This window comes from Varibaculum sp. (assembly GCF_008661855.1).
Lineage (GTDB): Bacteria > Actinomycetota > Actinomycetes > Actinomycetales > Actinomycetaceae > Varibaculum > Varibaculum timonense_A.
Genome location: NZ_RPZY01000060.1, coordinates 1 through 24,797 on the forward strand (window position 1 = coordinate 1; position 24,797 = coordinate 24,797).

Consider the following 24,797-nt stretch of genomic DNA (forward strand, 5'->3'; position numbering starts at 1 on the left):
AGACAGGAAAATCAGGGGTAAAGTTTCATCCAGGTAGATGCGGGGGGCGGTTTTATTCCGAAGGGTAGACCGTCGGAACATCAAGGGCGACGGCCGGTAAAAGATACGAGAGTAAGTACAGGAAGTGCGGAGAGCGGTTTTATGCCGAGGGGTAGACACCAGATCCCCTAGAATCGGATGCCTGGTAATAAATCTAAAATTCTGTAAATCTTAAGGCGTTAAATCCGTGAAAATGCAAAGCACTTTTCACGGATTTCGGGGCGCGAGGCAAAAACCGCCCCCGCACCCACATCCATCAGACTCATAGCACAGGTCGAGGTCGGGGAAAGCTGCGAGAGGGACTTGGGTAGACGCGCGAGGACTGGGTTTGTCCTCGCGCGCCCAGGCTCAGCTACAGACCCTTTTCGCGGATTGCTTTAAAGGCTTTCCGACGGGTGAGTCGATCCAGGCGATCAAGATAGAGATGACCATCAAGATGGTCACATTCATGCTGGATACAACGTCCCATTAGTTCTTCCCCCTCGACCACTTTCGGCTTGCCATCAAGGTCAATCCCTTCGGCGCGGGCATACCAGGCACGCTGGCAGGGGAAAAACAAGCCGGGAACCGACAGGCAACCCTCGTCGCCGTCTTGATATTCGTCCTTTGAAACCTCTACCAGACGGGGATTAAGAATGTAGTCCACATCCCCATCGATGTTCCAAGAAAAAGCGCGCAGCCCTACCCCAATTTGGTTGGCCGCTAGACCGGCACGCCCATCGGCATCAACAGTCTCTAATAAATCTTCTACCAGTTGTTTCACTCGTTCATCTATTTCCGTTATCGGCTCACAAGGGGTACGCAAAACCGGGTCACCGATAACCCTAATGTCTCGAAATGCCACGATTTATTCCTCCTGGTTTCCATTGTTTACAAGGCTGCCGGTTGCCGCGAGCGAAGCGGGCACTACTTTTTCTGCCCGCGCAAATGCGTCCTCTAAATCGGAGCGCACTTTGGCACTCACAAACTCTACTGCCTGATCTAATGGGATTTCTTCTCGAGTACCATCGGCGCGGCAACGCACTTCCACATTCCCGGATTTTAACCCTCGTCCTACCACTATTAGCCAGGGCATTCCTAGTAGTTCCGCATCTTTGAACTTTACCCCGGCAGAAACCCGCTTGCGGTCATCAATTAAAGTATCAATACCGGCTGCCGTGAGCTCATCTCCTAGGGTTTTTGCGGCGACAAATAGTTCTTCGTCTTTGCCGGTAACCAAAACATGGGCTTGGAAAGGAGCCACATTGGTTGGCCATTTCAGCCCGACCTCGTCATGGTATTCTTCCGCGATAGCGGCCATTACGCGGGAAACCCCAATACCGTAGGAACCCATCGTAACTACCTGGGATTTCCCATTTTCATCTAGCACGTTCAGTCCTAGGGCTTTCGCATATTTGGTTCCTAGAGCAAAGATATGCCCGATTTCAATCCCACGCGCAGTTTGTAACTGCCCTGAGCCGTCAGGAGCTAAATCTCCATCACGCACTTCAGCTGCCTCGACAAACCCGTCAGCGCGGAAGTCTCTACCGGCTACCAAATGATAAATATGGGTATCCTCTTTTCCAGCACCCGCAATCCATTCGGTTCCTTCAACGATTCTCGGATCTAGCAGGCAGCGGGGACTGCCAGAGATATTTCCGTCCTCGTCAATTTTTCGGTCTGGATGGTCTGGACCGGCGCAGGTAGGACCGGTAAATCCGGGAACAATGCTCGGATAGGGCGCCAAATCTGCTTCGCTGGCCATCTCGACTTCTGCCCCTAGGGAAGCCTCTAGCCGTTTCATATCGATTTCACGATCACCAGGTACTGCGAGCAGTAGAACTTCCCGTTTAGCATCGGGATAAGTAGCGGTCACCATGAAGGCTTTCAAAGTATCTGCTTTAGTCCACTCCCTGCCATCTTCGCGCGGGAAATGCTGATTTGAATAGGCAACTATTTCCTCTATGGTGTGCGCACCCGGAGTTTCACGCTCAATCGCGGCGGGAAGTAGCGAATAATCTTTCGGCTCCGGGGGAATTGTGGTTACTGCCTCCACATTGGCTGCATAGCCGCCCTCGGAGCGTACGAAAGTATCTTCCCCAATGGCACAGGGGAAGATGAACTCTTCGGAGCGCGAGCCTCCCATAGCCCCCGCCATTGCGGAGCAAATAACGTATTGCAACCCGAGACGAGAATAAATACGCTGATAGGCGCGGCGTTGAGCTTGATAGGATTCTTCTAATCCCTCGGCGGTGAGGGCGAATGAATAGGCGTCTTTCATAATGAATTCGCGCCCGCGGATTAGTCCTGCCCGAGGACGTGCTTCGTCTCGGTATTTTTCTTTTATCTGGTAGAGGACGACTGGCAGGTCTTTATAGGAAGAATAAAAGTCTTTGACCAGCAGGGTGAACATTTCTTCGTGAGTGGGAGCTAACAGATAGTCGCCACCTTTACGATCTTGCAGCTTGAATAAGGACGAGCCGAACTCTTCCCAGCGGTTAGTTGCTTCATAGGGTTCGCGCGGTAATAAACCGGGGAAAGACACTTCGAGTGCGCCAATCCGATCCATTTCTTCGCGTACTACCTGCTCTACGCGCCGAATGGTGCGTAGCCCTAGCGGGGTCCAGGTGTAAATCCCGGGTGCGGCGCGGCGAATATAACCGGCGCGTACCAGTAGTTTATGGGAATCCACTTCGGCATCGACCGGGTCTTCCCGCAGAGTTCTAACAAAATATTTAGACATATTGTAAGCCACGTTCGCCAGTTTAGTAGATGATGCATAGGAACCTAAACCGCGCCCGCCTCGCAGGAATCTTGTAAATGTTCTCTGAGATAAGTCCGCGCGAGAGAGAAGTTTTTCCTCCTGCCCAAAAACTCGCAACTGCCCACGGGCAGTTGCGAGTTTTACGCCCGCCTAGCCGACTCGGATAAAACTTCTCTCTCGCGCTCGGGGTTACGGTGATAGAAACCAACCTTATGACCACTTTCAGCGCCGCTGAAGATTTTGCAAGACACTATCTTCCTGCAAGAAGCGTCACGGAAGAACAATATAAAAAGGCAGCTGGGTTAAGCGCGTGAGTGGATTTATGCCGAAGGGTAGACACCCTAGCCACCAAGGCTCCCTAAATCGGATACCCGGTAACAAATCTAAAAATCTGTAATTCATAAGGCACTAAATCCGTGAAAATGCCAAAGCATTTTCCGGATTTCGGGGCGCGAGGCAAAATCTACTCACGCGCGCTACTAGGCTCTTAGATTTTTTACGCAGGAGTGGGAAAAGATGCGAGAGGGGACACGCTATTAACCATTACCTTCAGAATCGGATACGTTCCCAATTAGAAAGTTCCAAACACGCCCTTGTCTTTTTTTGCAAGGCTCACCGGGGTCCCCCGAGCGCTTTTCCCACTCCTGCCTAACGAAACTAGACGGTTACCTCAACCTCGCCGGAGCCTTCTTCTAGACCTAGTAGCTCAGCTTGGCGGTGCGCCTCCGCAATCAAGGTAGGCACGATTTCCTCCTCGGGAACCGTCTTGATCACTTTGCCTTTGATAAAGATCTTGCCTTTGCCGTTACCGCTGGCTACACCCAAGTCGGCCTCGCGCGCCTCGCCAGGCCCGTTTACAACGCACCCCATTACCGCTACTCGCAGCGGCACTTTAATTTCGTCTTTTAGGGCATCAGTAACGGCGTTTGCCAACTTGTAAACATCAACTTGGGCGCGCCCGCAAGACGGGCAGGAAACAATCTCTAGGGTGCGTTCTTTTAGCCCCATCGATTGCAGGATTTCAATGCCGACTTTTATTTCTTCCACCGGATCAGCAGATAGCGACACTCGGATAGTATCCCCGATACCTTGACGCAGCAGTGCCCCGAAAGCAGTAGCCGATTTGATAGTTCCTTGGAAAGCCGGACCGGCCTCGGTTACCCCCAGGTGCAGCGGCCAATCCCCCATTTCACTAAGCAATTCGTAGGCGCGAATCATAGTTACCGGGTCGTGGTGTTTAACCGAGATTGCGAAGTCGTGAAAATCGTATTGCTCGAACAGGCGTGCCTCATTAACCGCGGATTCTGCCAAAGCCTCCGGGGTGGCTTTCCCGTGGCGCGCCATTACTCGTGGATCGAGGGAACCGGCGTTTATCCCAATCCGCAGGGCGGTGCCGTGTTTACGGGCGCATTTGGTGATTTCTTCTACCTGGTCATCGAATTTACGGATATTTCCGGGATTAACCCGTACCCCAGCGCACCCGCCTTCAATCGCGGCGAACACATATTTGGGCTGGAAATGAATGTCGGCGACTACTGGAATAGTAGATTTTTGGGCGATTACCGGCAGAGCCTCCGCATCATCAGCGCTGGGGCAGGCTACCCGCACAATATCGCACCCGGCTGCGGTTAGAGCCGCTATTTGCTGCAAGGTGGCACCAATATCGGTGGTTTTGGTGGTGCACATGGACTGTACGCTAATCGGGGCATCTCCCCCAATTTCTACGTTTCCGCAACGAATCTTGCGAGTTTTTTTTCGCGGGAAACCCGCGGGCTTTACTTCCGGCATTCCTAGTTCAACACTCACGTTTCTATTATTACGCGCTCGGGGCGTAAACCCTAGTTCTAAACCGGTCGGTTACGGTAAGCGAATCGGGTCAGTAACGTCTGCCACCATAAGCAGCACGGTCATAGCGATTAGCAGCCCTGCTACCAGATAGGTTAAGGGAACGGCTTTCGCGGCATCAATCGGACCGGGGGCAGGGCGAGAACGGAGTCTCGCATAGGTGTTTTTGATTCCTTGCCAACAAGCACCGGCAATATGACCACCATCTAGAGGAGGTAGCGGAATCAGATTAAACACGAATAGTGCCATATTTAGGGAAGCTAACAGGGAAAGCAACCCTCCGGCGCGATCTGCCAGGGTTACCTGGGTTGAGGGCGCAGATCCGATTTCTCCTGCGATTCTGCCTACTCCCAGAACAGACATGATTCCGGCGCTATCGCGAGGAGTGTCGGTGAATACCGATATCCCCACGTTCCACACTGCTACCGGCAGTTTTAATACTACCGCTCCGGTTTGGTAGAACAGCTGCCACATGGTTTTCCCGTAGGTGGCTATCCCGGTGCTGGCGCGTTCAGTTTTGGAGTAGAGCCCTGCTTTCCCGTCTACTTGGCTGAGCTGAAAATTGAGCGTCTGTCCGTTGCGACGAACCTTAACGGTGGCTTCACCGTGAGTTTGGCTTGCATATTGGCGTAAATCGTCCCAGGTATTTATCTTTTTTCCATTCCAGGAGACGAGGACGTCACCGGGTTTTATTCCGGCTTTCGCTGCGGGAGCGGGCTGCGCGCCGGCTTGGGAGCAATCTACTACTTGACCGGCTTTTAGGCAGACAGCTTTGTCTACGGTGGTGGTGGGGGTGGCGATTCCGATTCCCAGCATCGCAATCGCCATCAGCACGAACGATAGAAACAGGTTCATTACCGGCCCACCGAACATGACTACTAGGCGCCTGGAAACCGGCAGGTTATAAAATGCGCGGGAACGTTTCTCGGTAGGTATTTCTGCTAGTGAGGCGTCTCGGGCTTCTTGCGACCAGGTGGGAACCAGTTTATCGGCCTGGTCGGGTTCTAGGGCGCGCGCCTGACGTACCGTAAGCTTTTTTCCGTCAAGTTTATATCCCACCTGGTCAAGGTTTCCTGGACCATACATTCCCAGGATTTTGCAGTATCCTCCTAGGAGAATCGCTTTCACTCCGTATTCGGTTTCCCCGCGTTTGCGCGAGAACAGGGTGGGACCGAAACCAATCATGAACTGGGGTACTAATGCCCCGAATTTCTTTGCGGGCAGTAAATGTCCGCATTCATGTAGACCGATAGAGATGATTAGCCCGATAACCACGATTAGTACGCCAAGTATAAATGCCATGGGGATAGCCTACCTAGCGTTCATGACAATTTCCTGAGCCTTGGTTTTCGCCCAGGTTTGCGCAGTCATAATTTGTCCTAAATCTGGATTATCTACCCCGATATGTTCGGACAATACTTGCGCTAGAGAATCCACTATTTGCAGGTAGGGTAGGTGTCCTTGTAGGAAGGCATCGACGAATACTTCATTGGCGGCGTTATAAACCGCCGGGTGGGAGGACGAGGCTGCTACTGCTTGCCGGGCAAGTTTTATCGCCGGGAAGGTTTCGTGGTCTACCGGTTCGAATTGCCACTGCTGGGTCACAGCGAAATCCAGGGGGGGTACCGTGTTATCCAAGCGGGTCGGCCAGTCAAGACCTAGAGCAATCGGAAGTCGCATATCGGGCGGGGAAGCCTGTAAAACTGTCGCACCGTCACGCCAGGTTACCCCGGAATGAACGATAGATTGCGGGTGTATCACCGGCACAATACTTTCGGGGGCAACGTCAAACAAAAGGTGAGCTTCTATCAGTTCCAAACCCTTATTTACCAGGGTGGATGAGTTAATAGTCACCACCGGTCCCATCGACCAGGTAGGGTGATTAAGTGCTTGCTGCGCGTTTACTTCTGCTAAATCAGCGCGTTTTTTACCCCGAAACGGCCCGCCGGAGGCGGTGAGGATAATCTGGCTAACTTCACTGCGTCCATCCTGGTTTACACTGGTTAGCCCCTTATGGTGAATACCGGAAGCTAAGGCTTGGGCAATCGCCGAATGTTCAGAATCTACCGGCACGATTTGACCAGGGCGCTGACAGGCAGCTTTAACCAAGACTCCCCCTACTATCAGGGATTCCTTGTTCGCTAACGCTAAGGTGGCGCCACTTTCTAGAGCTGCCAAAGTTGGCTCTAAACCTACTCCTCCGGTAATGCCGTTAAGCACCACTGAATCGCAGGAGGCTTGAGCAGCGAGCTGGGAGCTGGCTTTTTCTCCGGTTAATATCTCCGGTCGGTATTTACCTGCTGTAACTGCTAACGGGGACGTTTCTTCCTCGTCCTCATTAGCTAGTAGTTGGGTGAGGATGCTGGCAAACTCTTTACCTTTATCTGCGCATATAGCTATGGTATCGGGGCGGAAACGGGCAGCTTGACGCGCCAGTAAAGCAAGGTTAGCTCCACCGGCGCTCAGCCCTCTAAGGCAAAACCGCCCCGGATTATTAGCGATTACTTCCAGAGCTTGGGTACCGATAGAACCGGTAGAGCCTAATATGAAAACCTCGCGCAAGGAGCCTCCCTATTACCAGAAAACTATTAACCGCTACCTGATTAAATGCGGCTACTCTACCGCTAGCAGTACTTCTACCGCCCGCGACAGATAAGCGTCTACTACGCCCTCTTTATAGGCTTTCTCGTCCTTTGCGCTCTTGAAAGTGGCGTTGCGAATCTCGCTGGAAGTAATCCCCTCATCGGAATCAAAATATTTCGCTAACCGATCGAGGAGAGCATCTACCTGGGCAGCGTCATAGCCTTTACCTTGTGGGTGCGCAAAACGTTTACCCTCGGGGCGAAGCATCCGAGGGTAGAGGGTAGTGGCTCGTTGGGCTACCCGTTCCATCCAAGCCTGGGAGCCATTAACTGCCACATTATCTGCCCGGTCACGGCGGATAAATGCCGCTTCCAGCCGATCCATTGCCTGATCTACAGCGCTAGTTTGATAACCGCGACGCACCAGGTCAAAGTGAGCGCCCCGTACTTGTTCTGCCGAAAACTCTTCGGCGGGTATCCCCCCTTCGTAGGCTTTGCGAGCATCGGTAAAAAACTCGTCCACCTGGGAGGGGTCGTATCCGCGCGTAAAAAAACCGGCTCTAGGAAAGTTGTTCTCGCTCACTTGCCAGTTCTCTCCTTCCGAGATTTAGTTGCCAATTGACCACATGCTCCGTCAATATCTTGTCCCCGAGTATCACGGATAGTGGTAGTTATACCTTTACGTTCCAGAGTATCCACAAATTCTGCTTGGGCGTGGGATTCACTCGCCGTCCAGATCGATCCGGGGGTGGGATTTAACGGAATCGGGTTCACATGTGCCCAGCCCTGCCCGCGCGCATTCAGTAAATCTGCGAGTAGTTCCGCCCTCCATGCCTGGTCGTTCATGTTCTTTATCAAAGCATATTCAATAGATACTCGCCTACCGGTGGCTTGAAAATACTGGTAGGCAGCATCCAGCAATTCGCTGACCTTGAATCGAGAATTTAAAGGAATCAGCTCATCACGCAGCTCATCATCGGGAGCGTGCAGGGAAATCGCCAGGGTGAGCGGAATTTTTTCTTCTGTCAGTTTTTTGATTCCCGGCACTAACCCCACAGTTGAAACCGTGATTCCCCGCGCGGACATCCCGAATCCTTCTGGGGGATTGGCAATCAGGCGACGAACCGCACCCAGCACTGCGCGATAGTTCACCATGGGCTCTCCCATTCCCATGAACACCACATTGCTGAGTCGGCAGCTACTGCCGCCCAGTTCACCCTCTTCACAGGCTTTACGGGCTAGGCGCACCTGTTCTACGATTTCAGCGGTTGAAAGGTTGCGGGTCAGCCCCATTTGCCCGGTGGCACAAAATGGGCAAGCCATTCCGCATCCGACTTCGCAAGAAATACACAAGGTAGCCCGGGAAGGATAACGCATTAACACTGACTCTACTTCGGCGCCATCAAATAGTCGCCACAGGTATTTGCGGGTCATCCCGTTATCACCGCTACGCACCAAAACGGGTTCGATTAACGGCGGGAAAGCCAGTTCGGTCAGTTTTTCGCGCCCTAAAGCCGGTAAATCTGTCATTTGGGCGTAATCGGTAGTTAGATGGGTGAAGTAGTGGCGGGAAAGCTGGTCGGCTCTAAAGGGCGCAAAACCGTTATTTTTTAAGAATTTTTTGCGACCAGCCAAATCGAAGTCAGCTAAATGATCTGTAGGTTTAGTGCGTCTAATGGCTTGAAAACGCAACACTGGACGGGCATCACTGCTGGTAGCACCCTCTGGAGGTTGGTCAGTGGGCATCACCTGGCGGGGGTCGTATTTGGGGCGAGCCTGGCGCATCAGCTGTTGATCATCGGTTTTGTTTGTTTGCTGAGGACGAGGAGGCGTCCTTAATATCTCTGTCTTCCCGTTTTTTCTTGGGTTGCTTTCCCTGACCATTTTTGCCGTACCTAAAATATAAAAAGCGAAACCACGAAGAACAACGGCACCGTCAGTAGCAGCGAATCTAACCGATCCATAACTCCGCCATGCCCCGGCAGTAAACTGCCCATATCTTTAAGCTTTAAATCTCGTTTAATTAGGGACTCCCCTAGGTCGCCACAGGTAGCAATTACCGGGGTTAATAGCCCTAACACCGGGATTACCCATAACTGGGTGGAGGTTAGCCAAACCCCGATTGCCGCTGCGACCGTACACATTAGCACTGACCCGGCGAATCCTTCCCAAGATTTGGCGGGAGAAACTGCTGGTGCCATCGGGTGTTTTCCTTTTAGCACCCCGGCAGCATATCCCCCAATGTCATTACATATGGTGATTACAATCCAGAGGATAATCGGTGCCGGATGATGAGGATTATGGAGCATCACAATCACGAATGAGGCTAAGAATGGCAGGTAGATAGCCACAAAGCAAGTAGCCAGCAGGTCGCGGGTCGCAAACTTCGATGGCCCTACACTAAGCCGCCAAATTGCACAGGCAATCATGGTGGCGAGCACTGCTGCCCACAGCCCTTCCGGACCTAGCAGATAGGCGCATAGGAGCATCCCCACCGTGCCTACCAGCAAGGGAGGTAGACAAAGTTTTATTTTTATTCGAGCTAAGGCTCCTGCCATTTCGTATTCGGCCATAATTGCCACAATCATGGCGAACCCTAAGAAAAATACGGTAGGAGCCAGTAATAATGTCAAGGCTAAGCCGCCTAATCCTACCCCGACTGCTATTGAGGCTGGCAGGTTGCGTCCTGCCCGGGATTTCTTGGGATTAGCGCTCTGCTCTTTGGTAGGCTCTGGCGATATTGATTGCGCAGCTCCCTCGCGGAAAGCGCGGGCGCGATTATTCAACTAAATCTCCATTAGTTCTTTTTCTTTGGCCGCAAGTAGTTTATCCATCGTTTCTACCTGCTTCTTTGTCAAAGATTCTATTTCTTTTTCGGCGCGCGTTACCTCGTCCTCGCCAGCTTCGCCATCCTTTTTCAACTTCTCTAGCTGATCCATGGCTTTACGGCGGATACCGCGAATAGATACCCGTCCTTCCTCGGCTTTTTGTCCCGCTAGTTTTACGTAGTCGCGACGGCGTTCCTCGGTTAGTTCCGGTAAGGTTACCCGAATATGGTTGCCCTCGTCAGTGGGGTTTACTCCCAGGTCGCTGTCCCGAACTGCCTTGATGACATCATTAGTGGAGGACTTGTCGTAGGGGGAAATCAGCACGGTGCGTGGCTCGGGGATAGAAATGGTTGCCAGCTGCTGCAAAGGAGTTGGCGCTCCATAGTATTCCACAGTAATCGGGTTAAACATGGCGGCGTTAGCTCGCCCGGTGCGAATCGCAGTGAATTCTTCGCGGGAAAACTCGATGGCTTTTTCCATCTTCTCCTCAGCTTCGAGCAGAATATCGTCAATCACTTGGTTACTCCTTGTCAGCAGAAACTAATGTACCGATTGTCTCACCTAGCAGCGCTGAAGTAACGTTGCCAGGCTCAGACATTCCAAAAACGCGGGTATCGAGTCCGTTATCCATGCACAGACTAAATGCGGTAGCGTCCATAACTTTCAGCCCTTTTTGCAGGGCTTCTTGATAGGTGAGGCGGTCATATTTCGTGGCGGTGGGGTCTTTTTTCGGGTCGGCGCTATATACTCCGTCTACCCCGTTTTTACCGACCAGTAATTCTTGGCAGTGGGTTTCGAGGGCGCGCTGAGCACTAACGGTGTCGGTGGAGAAAAACGGTAGTCCCGATCCGGCTCCGAAGATTACTACCCGTCCTTTCTCCATATGCCGTACCGCTTTTAAGGGAATATAGGGTTCGGCAATCTGCCCCATAGTAATAGCGGTTTGTACCCTGGTGGTGACCCCGGCTTGTTCTAGTAAGTCTTGCAGAGCGAGAGAGTTCATTACCGTTCCCAGCATTCCCATATAGTCGGCGCGTGCCCTATCGAGGCCACGCTGGGATAATTCAGCGCCCCGGAAAAAATTTCCGCCCCCCACTACCACTGCGACCTGAACTCCTTTGGCTACCGCTGCACCAATCTGGTGAGCTACCGAGTTGATGACATCGAGATCCATGCCAACTTGACCGCCACCAAAGACTTCCCCGGACAGCTTCAGCATTACTCTGCGCTGAGAACTTACGACTTCCTGATTCAAAGTATCCCCTTTACGTTATTGCTGTCCGAATGCGCACTCTTGCGCCTGTTACTACCTTAACCCGAACACTAATCGCTAGGACAGCTTAAGTCCGAATACGCCCTGTTTTTTATGTTTTCTAAAGAATTAACTCCCGGGAGCTGTGTGCTAAATTTGCGCCCTCATCACCGGGTTTAATCTGGTTGCATATAGAGTTGTGGCCTCAGGATTTCCTGAGGCCACAACTTATTTTACTTAAGAACCAACGTGGAAACGGGCAAAAGCAGTAACTTTACCGCCAGCCGCTTTCACAATCTGTCCCACTGTTTGCTTGGGATCTTTTGCGAAATCCTGATCTAGTAGGCAGTTGTCCTTGTAGAAAGAACCCATCCGACCTTCGACAATCTTGTCCACGATTTTCTCGGGTTTACCTTCTTTGATGGTCATTTCCCGCAAAGTTTCGCGTTCCTTATCCAGTTCTTCCTGGGGAACTTCCTCACGGTCGATGAAACGCGGGCTGTAGGCAGCAACATGCAAGGCGATATCGTGAGCTACTTCTTCGCCTGCTTTATCGGTGGCTACCAGTACCCCAACCTGTGCGGGCAAATCTGCCGAGGAGTAGTGCAGGTAGCTGGTAACCGCTTCGCCCTCTACCCGAGTGACTTTACCCAGAACAATGTGTTCAGAGAACAGGGCGCCGATTTCTTCGACTTTGTCCTGAACGGTTCCTTCGCCACATTTTGCTTCCAGCAGTTCCTCGCGGGTGCTGACTGCACTGTCTACCAGTGCTTGCAAGATTTCCTCGGCAGCGGCTACGAACTTGGGAGACTTGCCAACAAAGTCAGTCTCGGAGTTCATTTCTAGCATTACACCAGCTTGACCCTGGTCGGTATCGACGACTTTTGCCATTACCAAACCATTAGCGGTAGAGCGATCCTCGCGCTTTGCTAAAGATTTCTTTCCAGCCAGGCGAATTGCTTTTACTGCTTCATCTTTATCGCCGTTTGCTGCCTCTAATGCTTTCTTTACTTCCATTAGACCTGCGCCAGTTAGTTCGCGCAGCTCTTTAATGTCTTGCATGGAAATAGCCATAAGTTTTTCCTCTCGTTAGCGTCCGTGGAACTATTCAGACTTTTCAGTTTCGCCGGTAGCTGCTTCAGCTTCTGCATCTTTGCTGTTCTCGTCAGCAGATGCTTCTTTAGCGTCCTCTTCGTCTTTTTCTGCTTTAGCTTCGCCCTCGCTATTTCCTTCTAGGAGTTCGCGTTCCCAATCAGCTAGGGGTTCTTCCGAGGGGGCTGCTTCTTCGTCGCTATCTTTCTTGCCAGCAGCTTTTTGCGAACGGGCAATCAGTCCATCGGCGCAGGCGTCAGCGATAATCCGGGTTAGCAAGGCTACCGAGCGGATAGCGTCATCATTGCCGGGAATCCCGAATTCGACCTCGTCGGGATCGCAGTTGGTGTCCAAAATAGCTACCACTGGAATATTTAGCTTGCTGGCTTCCGCTACCGCCAAGTGTTCCTTGTTGGTATCTACTACCCAGATTGCAGAGGGAATACGTGCCATATCACGAATACCCCCCAGGGTGCGGGCGAGTTTATCTTTCTCGCGGCGCATCATTAATAGTTCTTTCTTGGTGCGTCCAGAACCGGCTACATCATCGAAGTCGATTTGTTCGAGTTCTTTTAGACGCTGTAAGCGCTTGTGCACAGTCCCAAAGTTGGTTAGCATACCGCCTAGCCAGCGCTGATTAACATAGGGCATCCCTACCCGTTCAGCCTGCTCAGCGATGGAATCTTGTGCTTGTTTCTTGGTGCCTACGAACAGGACATTTCCCCCGCGCAGCACCGTCTGGCGCACAAAATCATAGGCGCGGTTAATGCCATCCAGGGATTGCGCCAAATCAATTACATAAATACCGTTGCGATCAGCCAAGATGAAGGGCTTCATCTTGGGATTCCAACGGCGAGTTTGATGTCCAAAGTGAACGCCGCTTTTCAGCAGCTCAGACATGGTTACTACCGCCATGACTTCCTTTCAGTGCGCTAGGGCGCACACATTTTGGGGCTACAAGCCCCGCTTACGGTTTCTATTCGGTTCCTGGCACGACGTCTGCTAACACCTATTTACTGGTAGAAGCAGTTCTGAGGAGTTTTCCCCAGGGCTGCTGCCCGGAAAACAGGACCGAAGCTAGCACGACCCAGCTGGGCTGGTAGTCGTACGCGAAGTCACCTGGCAAGCCAGGTGCTAAGAGCTAGCTTAGCGGGAAATACGAGAATACCCCAAGCTAATAGCTGATTGAACAGTGTTAATCTGCTGACAGTTAGGAGCTCGCCGACACTACCTAGCCAGGTTATCGGAGTATCTGCTGGAAATTTTGAAAACCTCTAAGCTGGCGAAGCTGTCCCCAAGAGCCGATAAATCCCTGCTTTCCTCACCTAGTTATAGGAAAACAGCATTAGCACCTAGCAAAGAACCATCTTGGAGCTATGAATAAGTCCCGACCCGTATTCACCGCCTTATTTGCGGCTTTGACGGCAACGCTCTTAGTGGCTGCTACCGGCTCTGCCCCAAGTTCTGCCCAGAATAGCTCCACCGCCTACTTTGGGCAAACAGTAACATTAGCGGAGCTTTCGGGGGAAATAGGACGATACCAGTGGCCTAGTGGGCCTCCGGTTAGAGTTTCTCGTCCTTTTAACCCGCCATCTTCTCCTTGGGGTAGCGGACACCGGGGAGTTGATTTGGATATTCCGACCGGCAGCGAGGTTTATAGTATGCAGGCGGGAACCGTATTTTTTGTGGGAACCATAGCGGGCACTCCCGCTATCTCGATTAAGCATTCAGCACTGATTCGCACTACCTACACCCCGGTGAAAAGTGATTTAACCGTAGGGAGCCCGGTTAGCGCTGGTCAAAAGATTGGGATTTTGCAAGCGGGACATCCAGGGTTACATTTTGGGGCAAAAATCGATGACCGTCACTATATAAATCCGCTACTACTTATCCTAGGACCTGTCCGTTTACTTCCTACCTCCTAAATCCAGCGCTGGCTCTAGGGGGCGCTTGCAATCACAAACCGACCATGCGACTAGCCTGTTCATCTCGCAGCGCAGCCGATTAAAAACCGGCAAACCTGTCTATTTAGACTAAAGAGGACGTTTTGGCAGCTGCTAGGCGCGAGGGAAAGCCCTTTGATATGCGCCAATAATCCGATTGGCATCTACATGGGTATAACGCTGAGTAGTAGAAAGCGCAGAATGTCCTAACATTTCCTGGATTACTCGCAGGTCTGCTCCGCCCTCTAACATATGGGAAGCCATCGAGTGGCGCAGCCCGTGCGGACCTAAATCTGGCACCCCGGCAAGGGTACAGGCGCGGTGTAATCGTGAACGCACAATTCGCTCCGATATGCCTTTCCCCTGAGCACCCAGGAACAACTCATCTGCTAGCGGAGATTTTTGCAGCTCACAACGCGCCCTATCTAGGTAAAAAGATAGCGCCTTGCCAGCTTGCACACTGAACGGCACTACTCGTTCTTTAGAGCCTTTACCCCAGAGGCGAACGGTGCGAACCTCGAAATCAATATCTTCAGGAACCAGTGAACATATTTCCCCTACCCTAGCCCCGGTAGCGTAAATCAACTCAAAGATAGCCCAATCGCGCGCCATTACTGCATCGCTCGTTGCTTGACTTTCACACCAGCTGAGCAATTGTTGCGCCTGGGAGACCGACAACATATGTGGCAGGTTTTTTGCGGTTTTGGGGGTGCGAAGTTGCTTCGCGAAATCGGCTTCTACCATTTGATTTTGCTTTGCCCATTTAGAAAAAGCTCTCAAAGCAGCGATTTTACGGGCAATAGTAGTGGGCGATTGCCCGGATGAACGCAGATGCGCCAACCAATTCCGGGCAGCCACCAAAGTACAAGCCGGAATAATAGATTGCCCGTCCTCAATAGCGCAATGATCGAGCCACCCTCGTAAATCCGCTAGATAAGCTTTAATCGAGGCCGGAGAAAAAGACTTTACATATTGCAGGTAACAGCGATAATCCTCTAGTATTTCCTCGCGTTTTGCCGCTCGCATCATTAAACCCCCGTCTTTTTCCATTTCCCGGCTTTTTGGATTACCCGCCCATCCATTTCCAGGTTACCCATCACTGCTGCTACTTCGCTGAGTGCAACCCCGCTGGCGCGAGCAATCGCCTCCACATCTGCATGATTTTTTATCGGAGTCGCATCCAAGATTCTGGCAGTCAGCGCATCTAAACCATCCAAATAACCAGTTTTTACCCGGTATTCTGATTCGGCTACCTCCCCTAGGGGCGAAATCATTTCCAAAACATCTTCGGCACTGGTGATAAGGGTAGCCCCTTGCCGAATCAAACGGTTAGAACCTGTCCATTCAACTTGATTAACTGGCCCGGGAACCGCACCGACCTGTTTACCCAGTTCAATAGCATGATTCGCAGTATTGAGGGCTCCCGAACGCACCCCCGCTTGAATAACTATAGTCGCTACGGATAAAGACGCGATTAGTCGATTGCGATCTAGAAAACGCCAACGGGTAGGGCGCGCTCCCGGTGGATATTGGCTTAGCAACACTCCGTTACGGGTTATTTGCTTAAACAAATCTGCGTTAGAAGCCGGATAGGGGCGGTCAAGACCTCCGGCTAGCAGACTAACTGTAGGAGTCCCAGCTTTAAGACAAGCTATATGCACCAGGCGATCTACCCCGTATGCCCCTCCAGAAACTAAAACTATGCCTTCGCTGGCACAGCGAAAAGCCAGTTCGGTTGCAACGTCGTTCCCCAGGGCGCTCACGGCACGTGCCCCCACCATTGCCACCGCCTTATCTGCCAAGGAATTAAGCACCGTAGTATCACCTATCGCCCACAGCGCCCAGGGGGCATTCTCGACATTCTCAAAGCCGACCGGCCAGTTACTGTCACGCCGCGTAAGCAGCTGAAAACGCCCTCTAGCTAACATTTTTTCCAGCGCCAACAAGTCAAGTACCTTTAGACGCGCCTGCCACTTTGAAAACGCTTGGTTCCATTTGTCTGCCCCTACGCGTCGAAGCAGCTCCACCGGCAAATAACTGTGCCAACGTTGGGACGAGTCTTTACAGGCGCGCCGCGCAATCTTCAATGCTTCAACCGGACCAAGTTCCCTAAGTAACAGGTCAGCTGCATAGTCACCGGCCTCGGTTATCATTGACCAACTGGCACAGGCCAGCCGGTATTGTCGATTATCTTCCATAGCTATCTCCTAATAAGTACCGTTAGAGGTGCGAAGCGAATAAGCAAGACCAAAATCTTCGCCAATAGGTTTATCCCTGCCGTTTAAGTCCGCTATTGTCCAAGCAACTCGGCAAATCCGGTCAGCTCCTCGCATAGAAATCCGCCCCGAACCAACCAAATGATTGAGACGATCTTTAGTTGCGGAATCTAACGCAAATTTCAAAATCCGACTGGGAATTCGCGCATTAAGCGATATGAGCTGATCTTTCCAGCGCTTACGGGAACGTTCTCGTGCTTGCAACACTCGCTCCCTAACGGTGCTGCTACTTTCAGGAGTATCCGTAGCAGTTAAATCTGCGATTTTAGGTCGCCCCACTTGGCATTGCAGATCGATGCGATCCATCAATGGCCCGGATAAACGAGCTAAATAACGCACCCGCTGATAGGGGGTGCATTTACATTCTACTTCCGACTGACCCCACATTCCACAAGGACAGGGATTAGCCGCAATCACTAGCTGGAAAGCCGCCGGATAACTGGTGACTGCCCGCGAGCGATGTACGGTTATTTTTGAGGTTTCTAACGGTTGGCGGAGCGCATCTAGGCTGCGGGTTTGAAACTCGGGGGCTTCATCAAGAAATAGGACGCCCCGATGGGCTAAAGATATTGCTCCGGGGGTGGCTATCCCACTCCCTCCCCCGATTAATGCCGGGAGGGTGGCACTGTGGTGGGGTGCGATAAAAGGAGGACGGCGGATTAATCCTTGCGAGGGCGTGAAAGTCCCGGCGAGGGAATGAATGGAAGTAACTTCTAGGGCATCTTCATCAGCTAGGGGAGGTAAAATCCCTGGCAAACAGCTGGCTAACATGGTTTTGCCAGCTCCGGGAACCCCGATAAAGCTTAGATGATGTCCCCCGGCAGCCGCTATTTCTAGGGCTTTGCGCGCTAAGAAAGCTCCCTTCACTTCTTGGAGGTCGGGGGGTTCAGATGCGGGCATAACTGGTACGGAGCTGGGGGCAACCGTATTTTTCAGCTTTTTTAGTTGCTCTACACGGTCTTTCATTTTCCGCATTCCCAGATAATGAAGCGCTTCTACCAGGTGTGAGACTCCCACTATTTCGATTCCCTCGATGAGGGAGGCTTCCGGAACTGCTTCGGTGGCTACCATCACTTTTTTGAATCCGGCGCGCCGCGCCGCGAGCACTAGGGGCAAGATTCCTCGTACTCGGTATATCCGCCCATCTAACCCTAGTTCTCCGCAAAAAACCATCCCCTCACACTGTTTTTGTACCGTTGCGACTCTCGAAGCTACCACTGCCAGGGCAATCGGCAGGTCGAATCCCGATCCGGTTTTTGGCAGTTCGGCGGGAGAAAGATTAACGGTTAGCCGGGTTGGTTCCCAGCGTAGTCCGGTAGAGGCTATCGCAGCTTCTACTCGCGAGCGAGATTCGCGCAGCGAAGCATCTGGTAATCCTACCAGCGCAAATGCGGGTAATCCTTGAGTGTGGTGCGCTTCTACTTTGATGAGGTGACCTTTTAGCCCCACCATACCTAAGGCAAAGCAAGTTCCGATTTGTGCCATTATCAGATTCCTCGGCAGTGAGTAATTACTGGTGTTTTCCCGCTGCTGGCATCAATTGCTACCAAATCAAGACGCACTCCCCCATTTGCCTTGATTTCTGGGTGCTCTAAAAGCCAAATACTGGCGAGTTTTCGCAGGCGGCGATATTTTTCTCGCCCTATTGCCTGTTTGGCTCCCCCGTAGTGGAGGCTAGTCCTGGTTTTTACTTCCGCGAACACTAACCGAGAAGATTTGGGGTCGTGGCAGATAATGTCGAGTTCCCCGAAGCGGCATCGCCAGTTACGTTCTAAGATTTGATACCCGCAGTCGCGAAGCATTCTAGCTGCCAGTTCTTCCCCGGCAGCCCCTATGGCGCGGTTCTTAGTTTTCATGGTTTAAGAGTGGCGAATACCTAGGAAAAACTAAATTTTATTATCCTTAGGTAAGGAAAGGCGGGGGTTATCTGCCCTTGGGGACAAGCGGGGCGTAGCTATTTACCCCCTAAATTAAAACTGCTAGTACCGGTAGTTATTAAAACAAGAACCGGTGAAATAGGGCGCGCTAATTCCGCTGCTCCCCATAGGGACAGCGGTAAAAGGCTACTAGGCGTCCTTGGGGTTGCGAATCAGGTATTCAAAGGCTCCCAGCGCTGCGTTAGCTCCCGCCCCGAGGGCAATCACTATTTGCTTATGGGGAACATTGGTGCAGTCGCCTGCCGCAAATACTCCTGGAATAGAGGTAGCGCCAGTATTGTCCACCGATATATAGCCGTCTTCCATTTCTAGTTTTCCGGTTAGCCAATCAGTGTTAGGAGTAGAGCCAATCTGTACAAATATGCCGTCTAGCTCTAGCATCTGCCCTTGACCATCAGCGTCTTTGTATTCTAGACCGGTAACTCGATGCCCATCGCCTAAAACTCTAGTGGCATTGGCGCACTGAATAACGCGGGTATTAGCTAGCGCCTTTAGCCGCTCTACTAGGACTTTATCGGCTTTTAGACTGTCTGCTATATCAATTACGGTAACTTCACGAGCAATACCGGCCAGGTCTATAGCGGCTTCAATCGCCGAGTTACCTCCCCCCATGACCGCGATTTTACGATCAGTAAATAGGGGACCATCACAGTGCGGACAGAATGAAACCCCCCGGTTCAGGTAGGTTTCTTCACCGGGAATATCCAGGTGCTTGAAACTAGAGCCTACACAAATCACTACTGTTCTAGCCTGCAGCCGGGCTCCGCCCTCGGTCATCAAAGGAATCATGCCCTCGGGCGTGCGCGAACCTATATTTTCTACGCGAATCCCCCCAATCTGATCAATCGGGTAATCGCGTAGATTAGCTTCAAAAGTCGCGGTTAGTTCTTCCGGTTTTACGCGCTCTAAGGTAATCAGGTTTTCGATTTGCCCGCCCTCTAAAACCTGTCCTCCGATACGGTCGGCCACGATACCTACTCGTAGCTGTTTGCGGGCGGCATACACAGCAGCGGCTACTCCGGCAGGTCCGCCCCCGATTACCAGCACGTCAAAGGGCTCAAGGGCGTTCAAGCGTTTTAAGCGCAGCCCGGTCATTCCCCGCACGATTTTGGTAACTACCTGTTCCAAAGTGGATCTGCCCTGTAAAAAGACTTCCCCGTCTTTTACTACCGTAGGTACGGATTGCAAATGTAGGTGGTCGAATTCCTCTCCGAAAGTTCCGCCATCAACCACCGTGTGTTTAACCACAGGATTGATTATCGAAATGGCGTTAAGAGCCTGGACTACGTCCGGACAGTTCATGCAGGAAAGTGAAACATAGGTGGTGTACTCGGCGGGTTCATCTATCTGTTTGATTGCGGCAATAATATCCTCATCTGCTTTGACCGGATGCCCGCCTACCTGTAACAATGCGAGGACGAAACTGTTGAACTCGGTTCCGGAAGGAACCCCTGCAAAACGCACGCTGATATCAGAATCCACGCGCCGGATAGCAAAGGATGGTTTGCGGGGATTTTCTTCCCATTTGACCTGGATCAAGTCCGATAATCCCGCAATCTGGTGCAGGATTTCGGAGGTTTGCTTAGATTGTTCGCTGTAGTCCAGTGAAGTAGCCAGCTCTACCGGGTATTTAATCAACCCGATAACCTGTTTTACCTGTTCCAGAATCTTCTCGTCTAACATTTCTATAGCTTCCCTGACAAATCAAAAGTGGGAGTAATGGTACTCTCCCCTAAATCCCAATTTGCGGGGCAGACCTCGTCGGGATGGTCGTAAATATACTGCGCTGCCCGCACTTTTCGCAGCAGTTCCCCAGCGCTGCGTCCTACAGCATCTGAAGTGGTCTCGACGTATTGGATAATGCCACTGGGATCAATCAGGAAAGTACAGCGATAGGCACACCCGGATTCTTCATCTAGGGCTTCAAAGGCGCGCGAAATCTTGCCAGTAGGGTCGGCAACCATGGGATAAGAAATTTTTTGAATCCGCTTGGAGCTGTCATGCCAGGCTTTGTGAGAATGATGTTTATCGGTTGAAACCGAATAAACCTCGACTCCCATTCGCTGTAGCTGCGCATAGTTGTCGGCTAAATCCTCTAACTCGGTGGGGCATACATAGGAAAAATCTGCTGGATAAAAGAACATTACTGCCCATTTATCGCGATAGTCCTCACTGGAAACATCTACAAAAGAATCATTATGGAAAGCTATTCCGGACCAGTCCGGCGCTACCGTATTAATCTTGGACACTGCCAGCCTTTCTGCATATAAACCACTGTTAAATGCCTAACACTTCTCTCTATGGTAACAGGCAAGCCGGTTAGTCGTTAGGCAAACCAGTAACCAAGACCCGCTTACAGGGTAATTTCCGATTCCGGTAACTTCTCGACGTTTATATCCTTGAAGGAGTAAACCTTTACCCGATTAACGAAGCGAGAGGGGCGATAAACATCCCACACCCAGGCATCTTGCAAAGTTACTTCAAAGAATACATCTCCGCCGTTATTGTGCATTTGCACATCTACCTCGTTAGCTAGATAGAATCGCCTATCGGTTTCCACCACATATTTGAAGATGGAAACTACGTCACGATATTCGCGAAACAGGGCAAGTTCCTGATGATTCTCATACGCCTCTAAATCTTCAATGCCCACTGTTATCCCTTCTGCGTGCTGAAAACTTGCGGAGACTGCGCTGGTCTTTCGCGGCGATTATTCCACGCTTGCGCCACTGTTGCAGACGATACCCCCTGCAAAGTCCAGCTGAGACGATGATATGAATCTAGCCCCAGCTGGGAAATAGCCGCCATATGCTGAGCCGACGCGTATCCTTTATTTTTTGCCCACCCATACCCCGGATCGGCAAGGTCGCTCATTAGTCTATCTCTACTAACCTTTGCCAGCACGGAAGCAGCCGCAATAACAACCGATTTTGCGTCCCCTTTCACCAAAGTGGTTACTTTTGGTGAGGTTCTGGGCGGGCAGGAATCTGCTATTGGCAAGGACGGGAATCCCGAATCGGTAGCGGAAAACAAATCTGAGGGGGGCGTAAGATAATCAAAACTGCCGTCAAGCAATACTATCTGCGGATTATATCCGCTTTTTGCTAGGGCATCTAGGGCACGAAAGGTAGCTAGGCGCAATGCCGGGGTTAGGCCTTCTTTATCAATCTCTGTAGCGGTGGCAGTACCCACTGCCCAGGCTGCCGGCCAGGCGGCTAACTCTTCAAACATGGCTTCACGCCGCTTGGCGGTGAGCTGTTTCGAGTCGGTTAAACCGGCAGGGGGCTCGCCCTCGCCTCCGTCAATTACCGCTATCCCTACGGCGAGCGGCCCGGCAATCGCGCCTCTTCCTACTTCATCTATACCGGCTATACAGATTCGGGTGGGAGCGAGGTTTTCTGTTTCTTGGGTGCTATTAGAGTTAGCAGTTAAGGGCTTAAAAAGGGCGCGCGCACGCTCTAGTAGGGATAGTTCCAGGTCGCGGGTGGGAACGGTAGCCATTTTAGGGCGCGGGGGGAACCGCGGCGAAAGCGTCAGTGTTTTTTATGGTAGAGATGCGATTTATAGGCCACATAATCGCGAAAGCTCTACCGGTAACCTGTTTTACTGATACGAACCCGTTCGAGGGCTCTTTCATGTGAAAACGTGAATCCTCAGAGTTGGAGCGGTTATCACCCATTACCCAGAGCTTTCCGGCAGGTACGGTAACATCAAATTTTATTAACGAGGGCGCATTGCCGGGATTGATATATCCGCTCTCGTCTACTGATACGCCGTTTACTTTTAGACGTCCGTTCGTGTCACAGCATTGCACCCGGTCGCCGGGCAATCCGATTACCCTTTTTACCAGGTGATTTTGGGAATCATCGGGGCGTAGCCCCATCCAAATCATCATTTTACCGATAATGGAGGGGCTGGGAGTATTGGCGTCCCGCTTTAACCAGTTGTCATCGTCTTGAAAAACGATTACGTCTCCACGATTTAGCTGTCGGTAGTTGGGTACCAGTTTGGAGACGATTATTCGGTCATTGATTTGCAGGGTTTGTTCCATGGAGGAGGACGGAATCTGGAATGCCTGAAGCAGGAAGGCTTTTATGATTGCGGAGATAGCTAAAGCTACCACCACCATCATTAGGGTTTCGCGAATCACCAGCCACCATTTAGGAGGGGTTTTGCGTGCGCGACGACCGCCTGTTTTAGGGGTGTTGCTTGTTTCTTTTGCCCCTAAGCCGCTTTCGGCTCGAGTTTGTCTCATTCCTTAACTCCCGCCATGAACCAACATATCCATCATGCCACAGATATAGTTAATCGGCTCTGCCAGCTAGCAGAGCCGATTAAGAATTAGCTTTGTTAGAAATCGCGACGTTCTTTAATACGAGCCGCTTTACCATGACGTTCACGCAGGTAGTACAGTTTAGCACGACGCACATCACCACGGGTTACTACCTGGATAGATTCGATAGTCGGCGAGTTTACCGGGAAAGTACGTTCTACCCCTACCCCGAAGCTAACTTTGCGAACCGTAAAGGTGGCGTTTGGCTGATTTGTGCCGCGGCGAGCAATAACTACGCCCTGGAATACCTGGATACGGCTATTTCCGCCCTCGGTAACCCGTACGTTTACTTTTACGGTGTCTCCGGCGCGAAATTCTGGTAGGTCGGAGCGCTGAGAGTCTTGGTTAATCTCGTCAATAATATTCAATGTTGTTTCCTCATTTGCTTTCGTTCCGCAGGTAACGTCAGCTGTCAGGCCGTATTTAACGGCGAATCTAGCATCACCAAGCGGCATTTGCGACCCCCTACGGCAGGTTACGCAGCCTACTTTGGCAACCTTGCCTATTGTGCCACGTTTTTAGCCCAGGACGGAATCTGAGAGGTTGTGAAATCCCTAACCGCTACTAAATCTTGGTTTTCAATATCGGCCACCATAAAGATGCGCTGCCCACATTTCCGGTAGCCGTGACGGCGATAAAACTTCCTTGCCCTGCGGTTACCTAGATTCGTACCTAAGCCAATCTTGACGATATGGGGGTAGCGTTTTTGTAGCGCAAAGTGGGATACTTCCAGCATTGCTCCCGATAATCCCGAACCGTACCACTGCGGTTCAACATAACATTTTGATAGGTAGGCACAGTTTTCTCCCGTTGCCTTTACCAGGTTTTCTTCTGGCGGTAGATATCCGGGACTTCCGGCTTCTATCAGGGTGTATCCTACGGGTTGCCATTGGGGCAGCTTATTTTGGGCTTCGGCGGTTTCGTATGCGTCTATTTCTGCCAAAACAATCTGGATTCCGGGGTCTTTAAGATAGTTTTTGAAAACTTGCTCGGATAAGTTCTCGGCAATGAAGCACTCTATAGCATCCGGCGGTAAATAAGGCGGGCAAGCTTGTGGAAACAGGCGCGATGCCAGAGCAGAGCAGGTAGCTTCCTCACCCACCCTTGCCAACCGAAAACGAACTTTACGCTTAAAGGGGGCAGGCAAAAACCCGTGAGCTGCCAGTATTTCCCTATCGGTTTTATTGAGGACGTCCGGATTTATTTTCTCGATAAGATCAGGACGGCGCGTAGCGGTGAGTATCAGGGATTGCTCACGCCTCCAGGCTTTTATCTTTTCGTGATTTCCACTTAGCAGTACCGGCGGGATTTCTAGACCCCGCCAAGATTGCGGTTTGGTGTATGCGGGATATTCCAGCAGACCAGACAGTTCATAGGATTCTTCAAGCAGTGATTGGGGGTTTCCTACGAAACCTTCTAACAGCCGACAGGTGGCTTCTACCAAGGCAACTGCCGCTACTTCCCCACCGTTAAGCACATAGTCTCCCAGGGAAAAAGGTAGCACTTCCACACCGGGTAATTGCTGATAGTACTGGCTAACTCGTTGGTCAATGCCTTCATAGCGTCCGCAAGCTATCACCAAATGGTCGGTATTTTCCGCCAGTTCGCGCACCCGAGCTTGGGTGAGCGGAATCCCGGAAGGGGTAGGAATCGCCAGCACCTTTTTATTCGCACCAGATTCGCCGATTACCTGATCGATGGCTTTTCCCCAAATATCGGGTTTCATTACCATCCCCGCGCCCCCGCCTGCGGGGGCGCGGTCTACGGTTCGGTGTGCATCTTCACTCTGGTCTCTCAAGTCCCAGATATGGGTTTGTAAAATCCCGCTATCACGTGCTTTACCCATTAGGGAAACGTCTAGGCAATCAAAGAACTGGGGGAAAATCGAAATAATATCTATCCGCATTACGATTCCTCTACTAAACTG

Annotated in this window: 24 protein-coding genes; 1 reads left to right on the forward strand and 23 read right to left on the reverse strand. The window is 51.5% G+C overall.

The genetic code is table 11. The annotated features are described in order from the left end of the window. Window positions 1–391: 391 nt before the first annotated feature. The 12 genes from def to rpsB form a co-directional block, all read right to left on the reverse strand. Window positions 392–883 (reverse strand): peptide deformylase, encoded by a 492-nt coding sequence (gene def, locus QZT94_RS08400; protein WP_296761338.1) that lies wholly within the window; start codon window positions 881–883, stop codon window positions 392–394. A gap of 3 nt (window positions 884–886) precedes the next feature. Then, window positions 887–2,773, reverse strand: a complete 1,887-nt coding sequence (locus tag QZT94_RS08405; protein WP_296773368.1) for a proline--tRNA ligase — start codon at window positions 2,771–2,773, stop codon at window positions 887–889. Between the two features lie 666 nt (window positions 2,774–3,439). Beyond that, the gene (gene ispG / locus QZT94_RS08410; RefSeq protein WP_296761342.1) at window positions 3,440–4,570 is read right to left on the reverse strand and encodes a flavodoxin-dependent (E)-4-hydroxy-3-methylbut-2-enyl-diphosphate synthase; all 1,131 of its coding nucleotides are present in this window, start codon (window positions 4,568–4,570) and stop codon (window positions 3,440–3,442) included. Between the two features lie 69 nt (window positions 4,571–4,639). Beyond that, on the reverse strand, window positions 4,640–5,929 hold the full coding sequence (locus QZT94_RS08415) for a site-2 protease family protein (RefSeq protein ID WP_296761335.1): 1,290 nt from the start codon (window positions 5,927–5,929) through the stop codon (window positions 4,640–4,642). Window positions 5,930–5,938: 9 nt separating this feature from the next. Continuing rightward, complete coding sequence (gene dxr, locus QZT94_RS08420; RefSeq protein WP_296761333.1) at window positions 5,939–7,189, reverse strand: 1-deoxy-D-xylulose-5-phosphate reductoisomerase; 1,251 nt, start codon at window positions 7,187–7,189, stop codon at window positions 5,939–5,941. A gap of 51 nt (window positions 7,190–7,240) precedes the next feature. Next, the gene (locus QZT94_RS08425; protein ID WP_072509348.1) at window positions 7,241–7,792 is read right to left on the reverse strand and encodes a DivIVA domain-containing protein; all 552 of its coding nucleotides are present in this window, start codon (window positions 7,790–7,792) and stop codon (window positions 7,241–7,243) included. Next, the gene (gene rlmN, locus QZT94_RS08430) at window positions 7,789–8,994 is read right to left on the reverse strand and encodes a 23S rRNA (adenine(2503)-C(2))-methyltransferase RlmN (protein WP_296761340.1); all 1,206 of its coding nucleotides are present in this window, start codon (window positions 8,992–8,994) and stop codon (window positions 7,789–7,791) included. The genes QZT94_RS08425 and rlmN overlap by 4 nt, the downstream gene beginning before the upstream one ends. Before the next feature lie 110 nt (window positions 8,995–9,104). Then, window positions 9,105–9,995, reverse strand: a complete 891-nt coding sequence (locus tag QZT94_RS08435) for a phosphatidate cytidylyltransferase (protein ID WP_296761331.1) — start codon at window positions 9,993–9,995, stop codon at window positions 9,105–9,107. Beyond that, window positions 9,996–10,553, reverse strand: coding sequence for a ribosome recycling factor (frr, locus tag QZT94_RS08440; RefSeq protein ID WP_072509347.1), 558 nt, complete (start codon window positions 10,551–10,553; stop codon window positions 9,996–9,998). It lies immediately after the preceding gene. Window positions 10,554–10,557: 4 nt separating this feature from the next. Further along, on the reverse strand, window positions 10,558–11,256 hold the full coding sequence (gene pyrH / locus QZT94_RS08445; RefSeq protein WP_072509790.1) for a UMP kinase: 699 nt from the start codon (window positions 11,254–11,256) through the stop codon (window positions 10,558–10,560). A 270-nt stretch (window positions 11,257–11,526) separates the two neighbouring features. After that, window positions 11,527–12,363 (reverse strand): translation elongation factor Ts, encoded by an 837-nt coding sequence (gene tsf / locus QZT94_RS08450; protein ID WP_296761330.1) that lies wholly within the window; start codon window positions 12,361–12,363, stop codon window positions 11,527–11,529. A 30-nt stretch (window positions 12,364–12,393) separates the two neighbouring features. Beyond that, window positions 12,394–13,296, reverse strand: coding sequence for a 30S ribosomal protein S2 (gene rpsB, locus QZT94_RS08455; protein WP_296761329.1), 903 nt, complete (start codon window positions 13,294–13,296; stop codon window positions 12,394–12,396). 461 nt (window positions 13,297–13,757) lie between these two features. Between rpsB and QZT94_RS08460 the strand changes: the two genes are divergently transcribed. Further along, window positions 13,758–14,306, forward strand: a complete 549-nt coding sequence (locus QZT94_RS08460) for a peptidoglycan DD-metalloendopeptidase family protein (protein ID WP_296761328.1) — start codon at window positions 13,758–13,760, stop codon at window positions 14,304–14,306. A 132-nt stretch (window positions 14,307–14,438) separates the two neighbouring features. On the opposite strand, the gene QZT94_RS08465 is transcribed toward QZT94_RS08460, so the two are convergent. The 11 genes from QZT94_RS08465 to trmD all read right to left on the reverse strand — a co-directional run bounded on the left by QZT94_RS08465 (window position 14,439) and on the right by trmD (window position 24,776). Then, window positions 14,439–15,353, reverse strand: coding sequence for a tyrosine recombinase XerC (locus QZT94_RS08465; protein WP_296761327.1), 915 nt, complete (start codon window positions 15,351–15,353; stop codon window positions 14,439–14,441). Continuing rightward, window positions 15,353–16,522 carry a DNA-processing protein DprA gene (dprA, locus tag QZT94_RS08470; RefSeq protein WP_296761325.1) on the reverse strand — a complete coding sequence of 390 codons (1,170 nt, stop codon included), beginning with the start codon at window positions 16,520–16,522 and terminating at the stop codon, window positions 15,353–15,355. Before dprA ends, QZT94_RS08465 begins: the two co-directional genes overlap by 1 nt. A gap of 9 nt (window positions 16,523–16,531) precedes the next feature. Next, window positions 16,532–18,085, reverse strand: coding sequence for a YifB family Mg chelatase-like AAA ATPase (locus QZT94_RS08475; protein WP_296761323.1), 1,554 nt, complete (start codon window positions 18,083–18,085; stop codon window positions 16,532–16,534). A gap of 2 nt (window positions 18,086–18,087) precedes the next feature. Continuing rightward, a complete protein-coding gene (locus QZT94_RS08480) occupies window positions 18,088–18,456 on the reverse strand; it encodes a YraN family protein (protein WP_072509342.1) in 369 nt (122 codons plus the stop codon). 210 nt (window positions 18,457–18,666) lie between these two features. Beyond that, window positions 18,667–20,220, reverse strand: a complete 1,554-nt coding sequence (gene ahpF, locus QZT94_RS08485) for an alkyl hydroperoxide reductase subunit F (protein ID WP_296761321.1) — start codon at window positions 20,218–20,220, stop codon at window positions 18,667–18,669. A gap of 2 nt (window positions 20,221–20,222) precedes the next feature. Continuing rightward, window positions 20,223–20,786, reverse strand: coding sequence for an alkyl hydroperoxide reductase subunit C (ahpC, locus tag QZT94_RS08490; RefSeq protein ID WP_072509340.1), 564 nt, complete (start codon window positions 20,784–20,786; stop codon window positions 20,223–20,225). Window positions 20,787–20,890: 104 nt separating this feature from the next. Then, entirely contained in the window at window positions 20,891–21,190 is a 300-nt protein-coding gene (locus QZT94_RS08495; RefSeq protein WP_072509339.1) for a DUF2469 domain-containing protein, read from the reverse strand. Between the two features lie 2 nt (window positions 21,191–21,192). Continuing rightward, a complete protein-coding gene (locus QZT94_RS08500; protein WP_296761319.1) occupies window positions 21,193–22,038 on the reverse strand; it encodes a ribonuclease HII in 846 nt (281 codons plus the stop codon). Between the two features lies 1 nt (window position 22,039). Next, window positions 22,040–22,792 (reverse strand): signal peptidase I, encoded by a 753-nt coding sequence (lepB, locus tag QZT94_RS08505; protein WP_072509337.1) that lies wholly within the window; start codon window positions 22,790–22,792, stop codon window positions 22,040–22,042. Window positions 22,793–22,887: 95 nt separating this feature from the next. Continuing rightward, window positions 22,888–23,238, reverse strand: a complete 351-nt coding sequence (rplS, locus tag QZT94_RS08510) for a 50S ribosomal protein L19 (protein WP_072509788.1) — start codon at window positions 23,236–23,238, stop codon at window positions 22,888–22,890. A 134-nt stretch (window positions 23,239–23,372) separates the two neighbouring features. Beyond that, entirely contained in the window at window positions 23,373–24,776 is a 1,404-nt protein-coding gene (gene trmD, locus QZT94_RS08515) for a tRNA (guanosine(37)-N1)-methyltransferase TrmD (protein WP_296761317.1), read from the reverse strand. Between the last annotated feature and the right edge of the window lie 21 nt (window positions 24,777–24,797).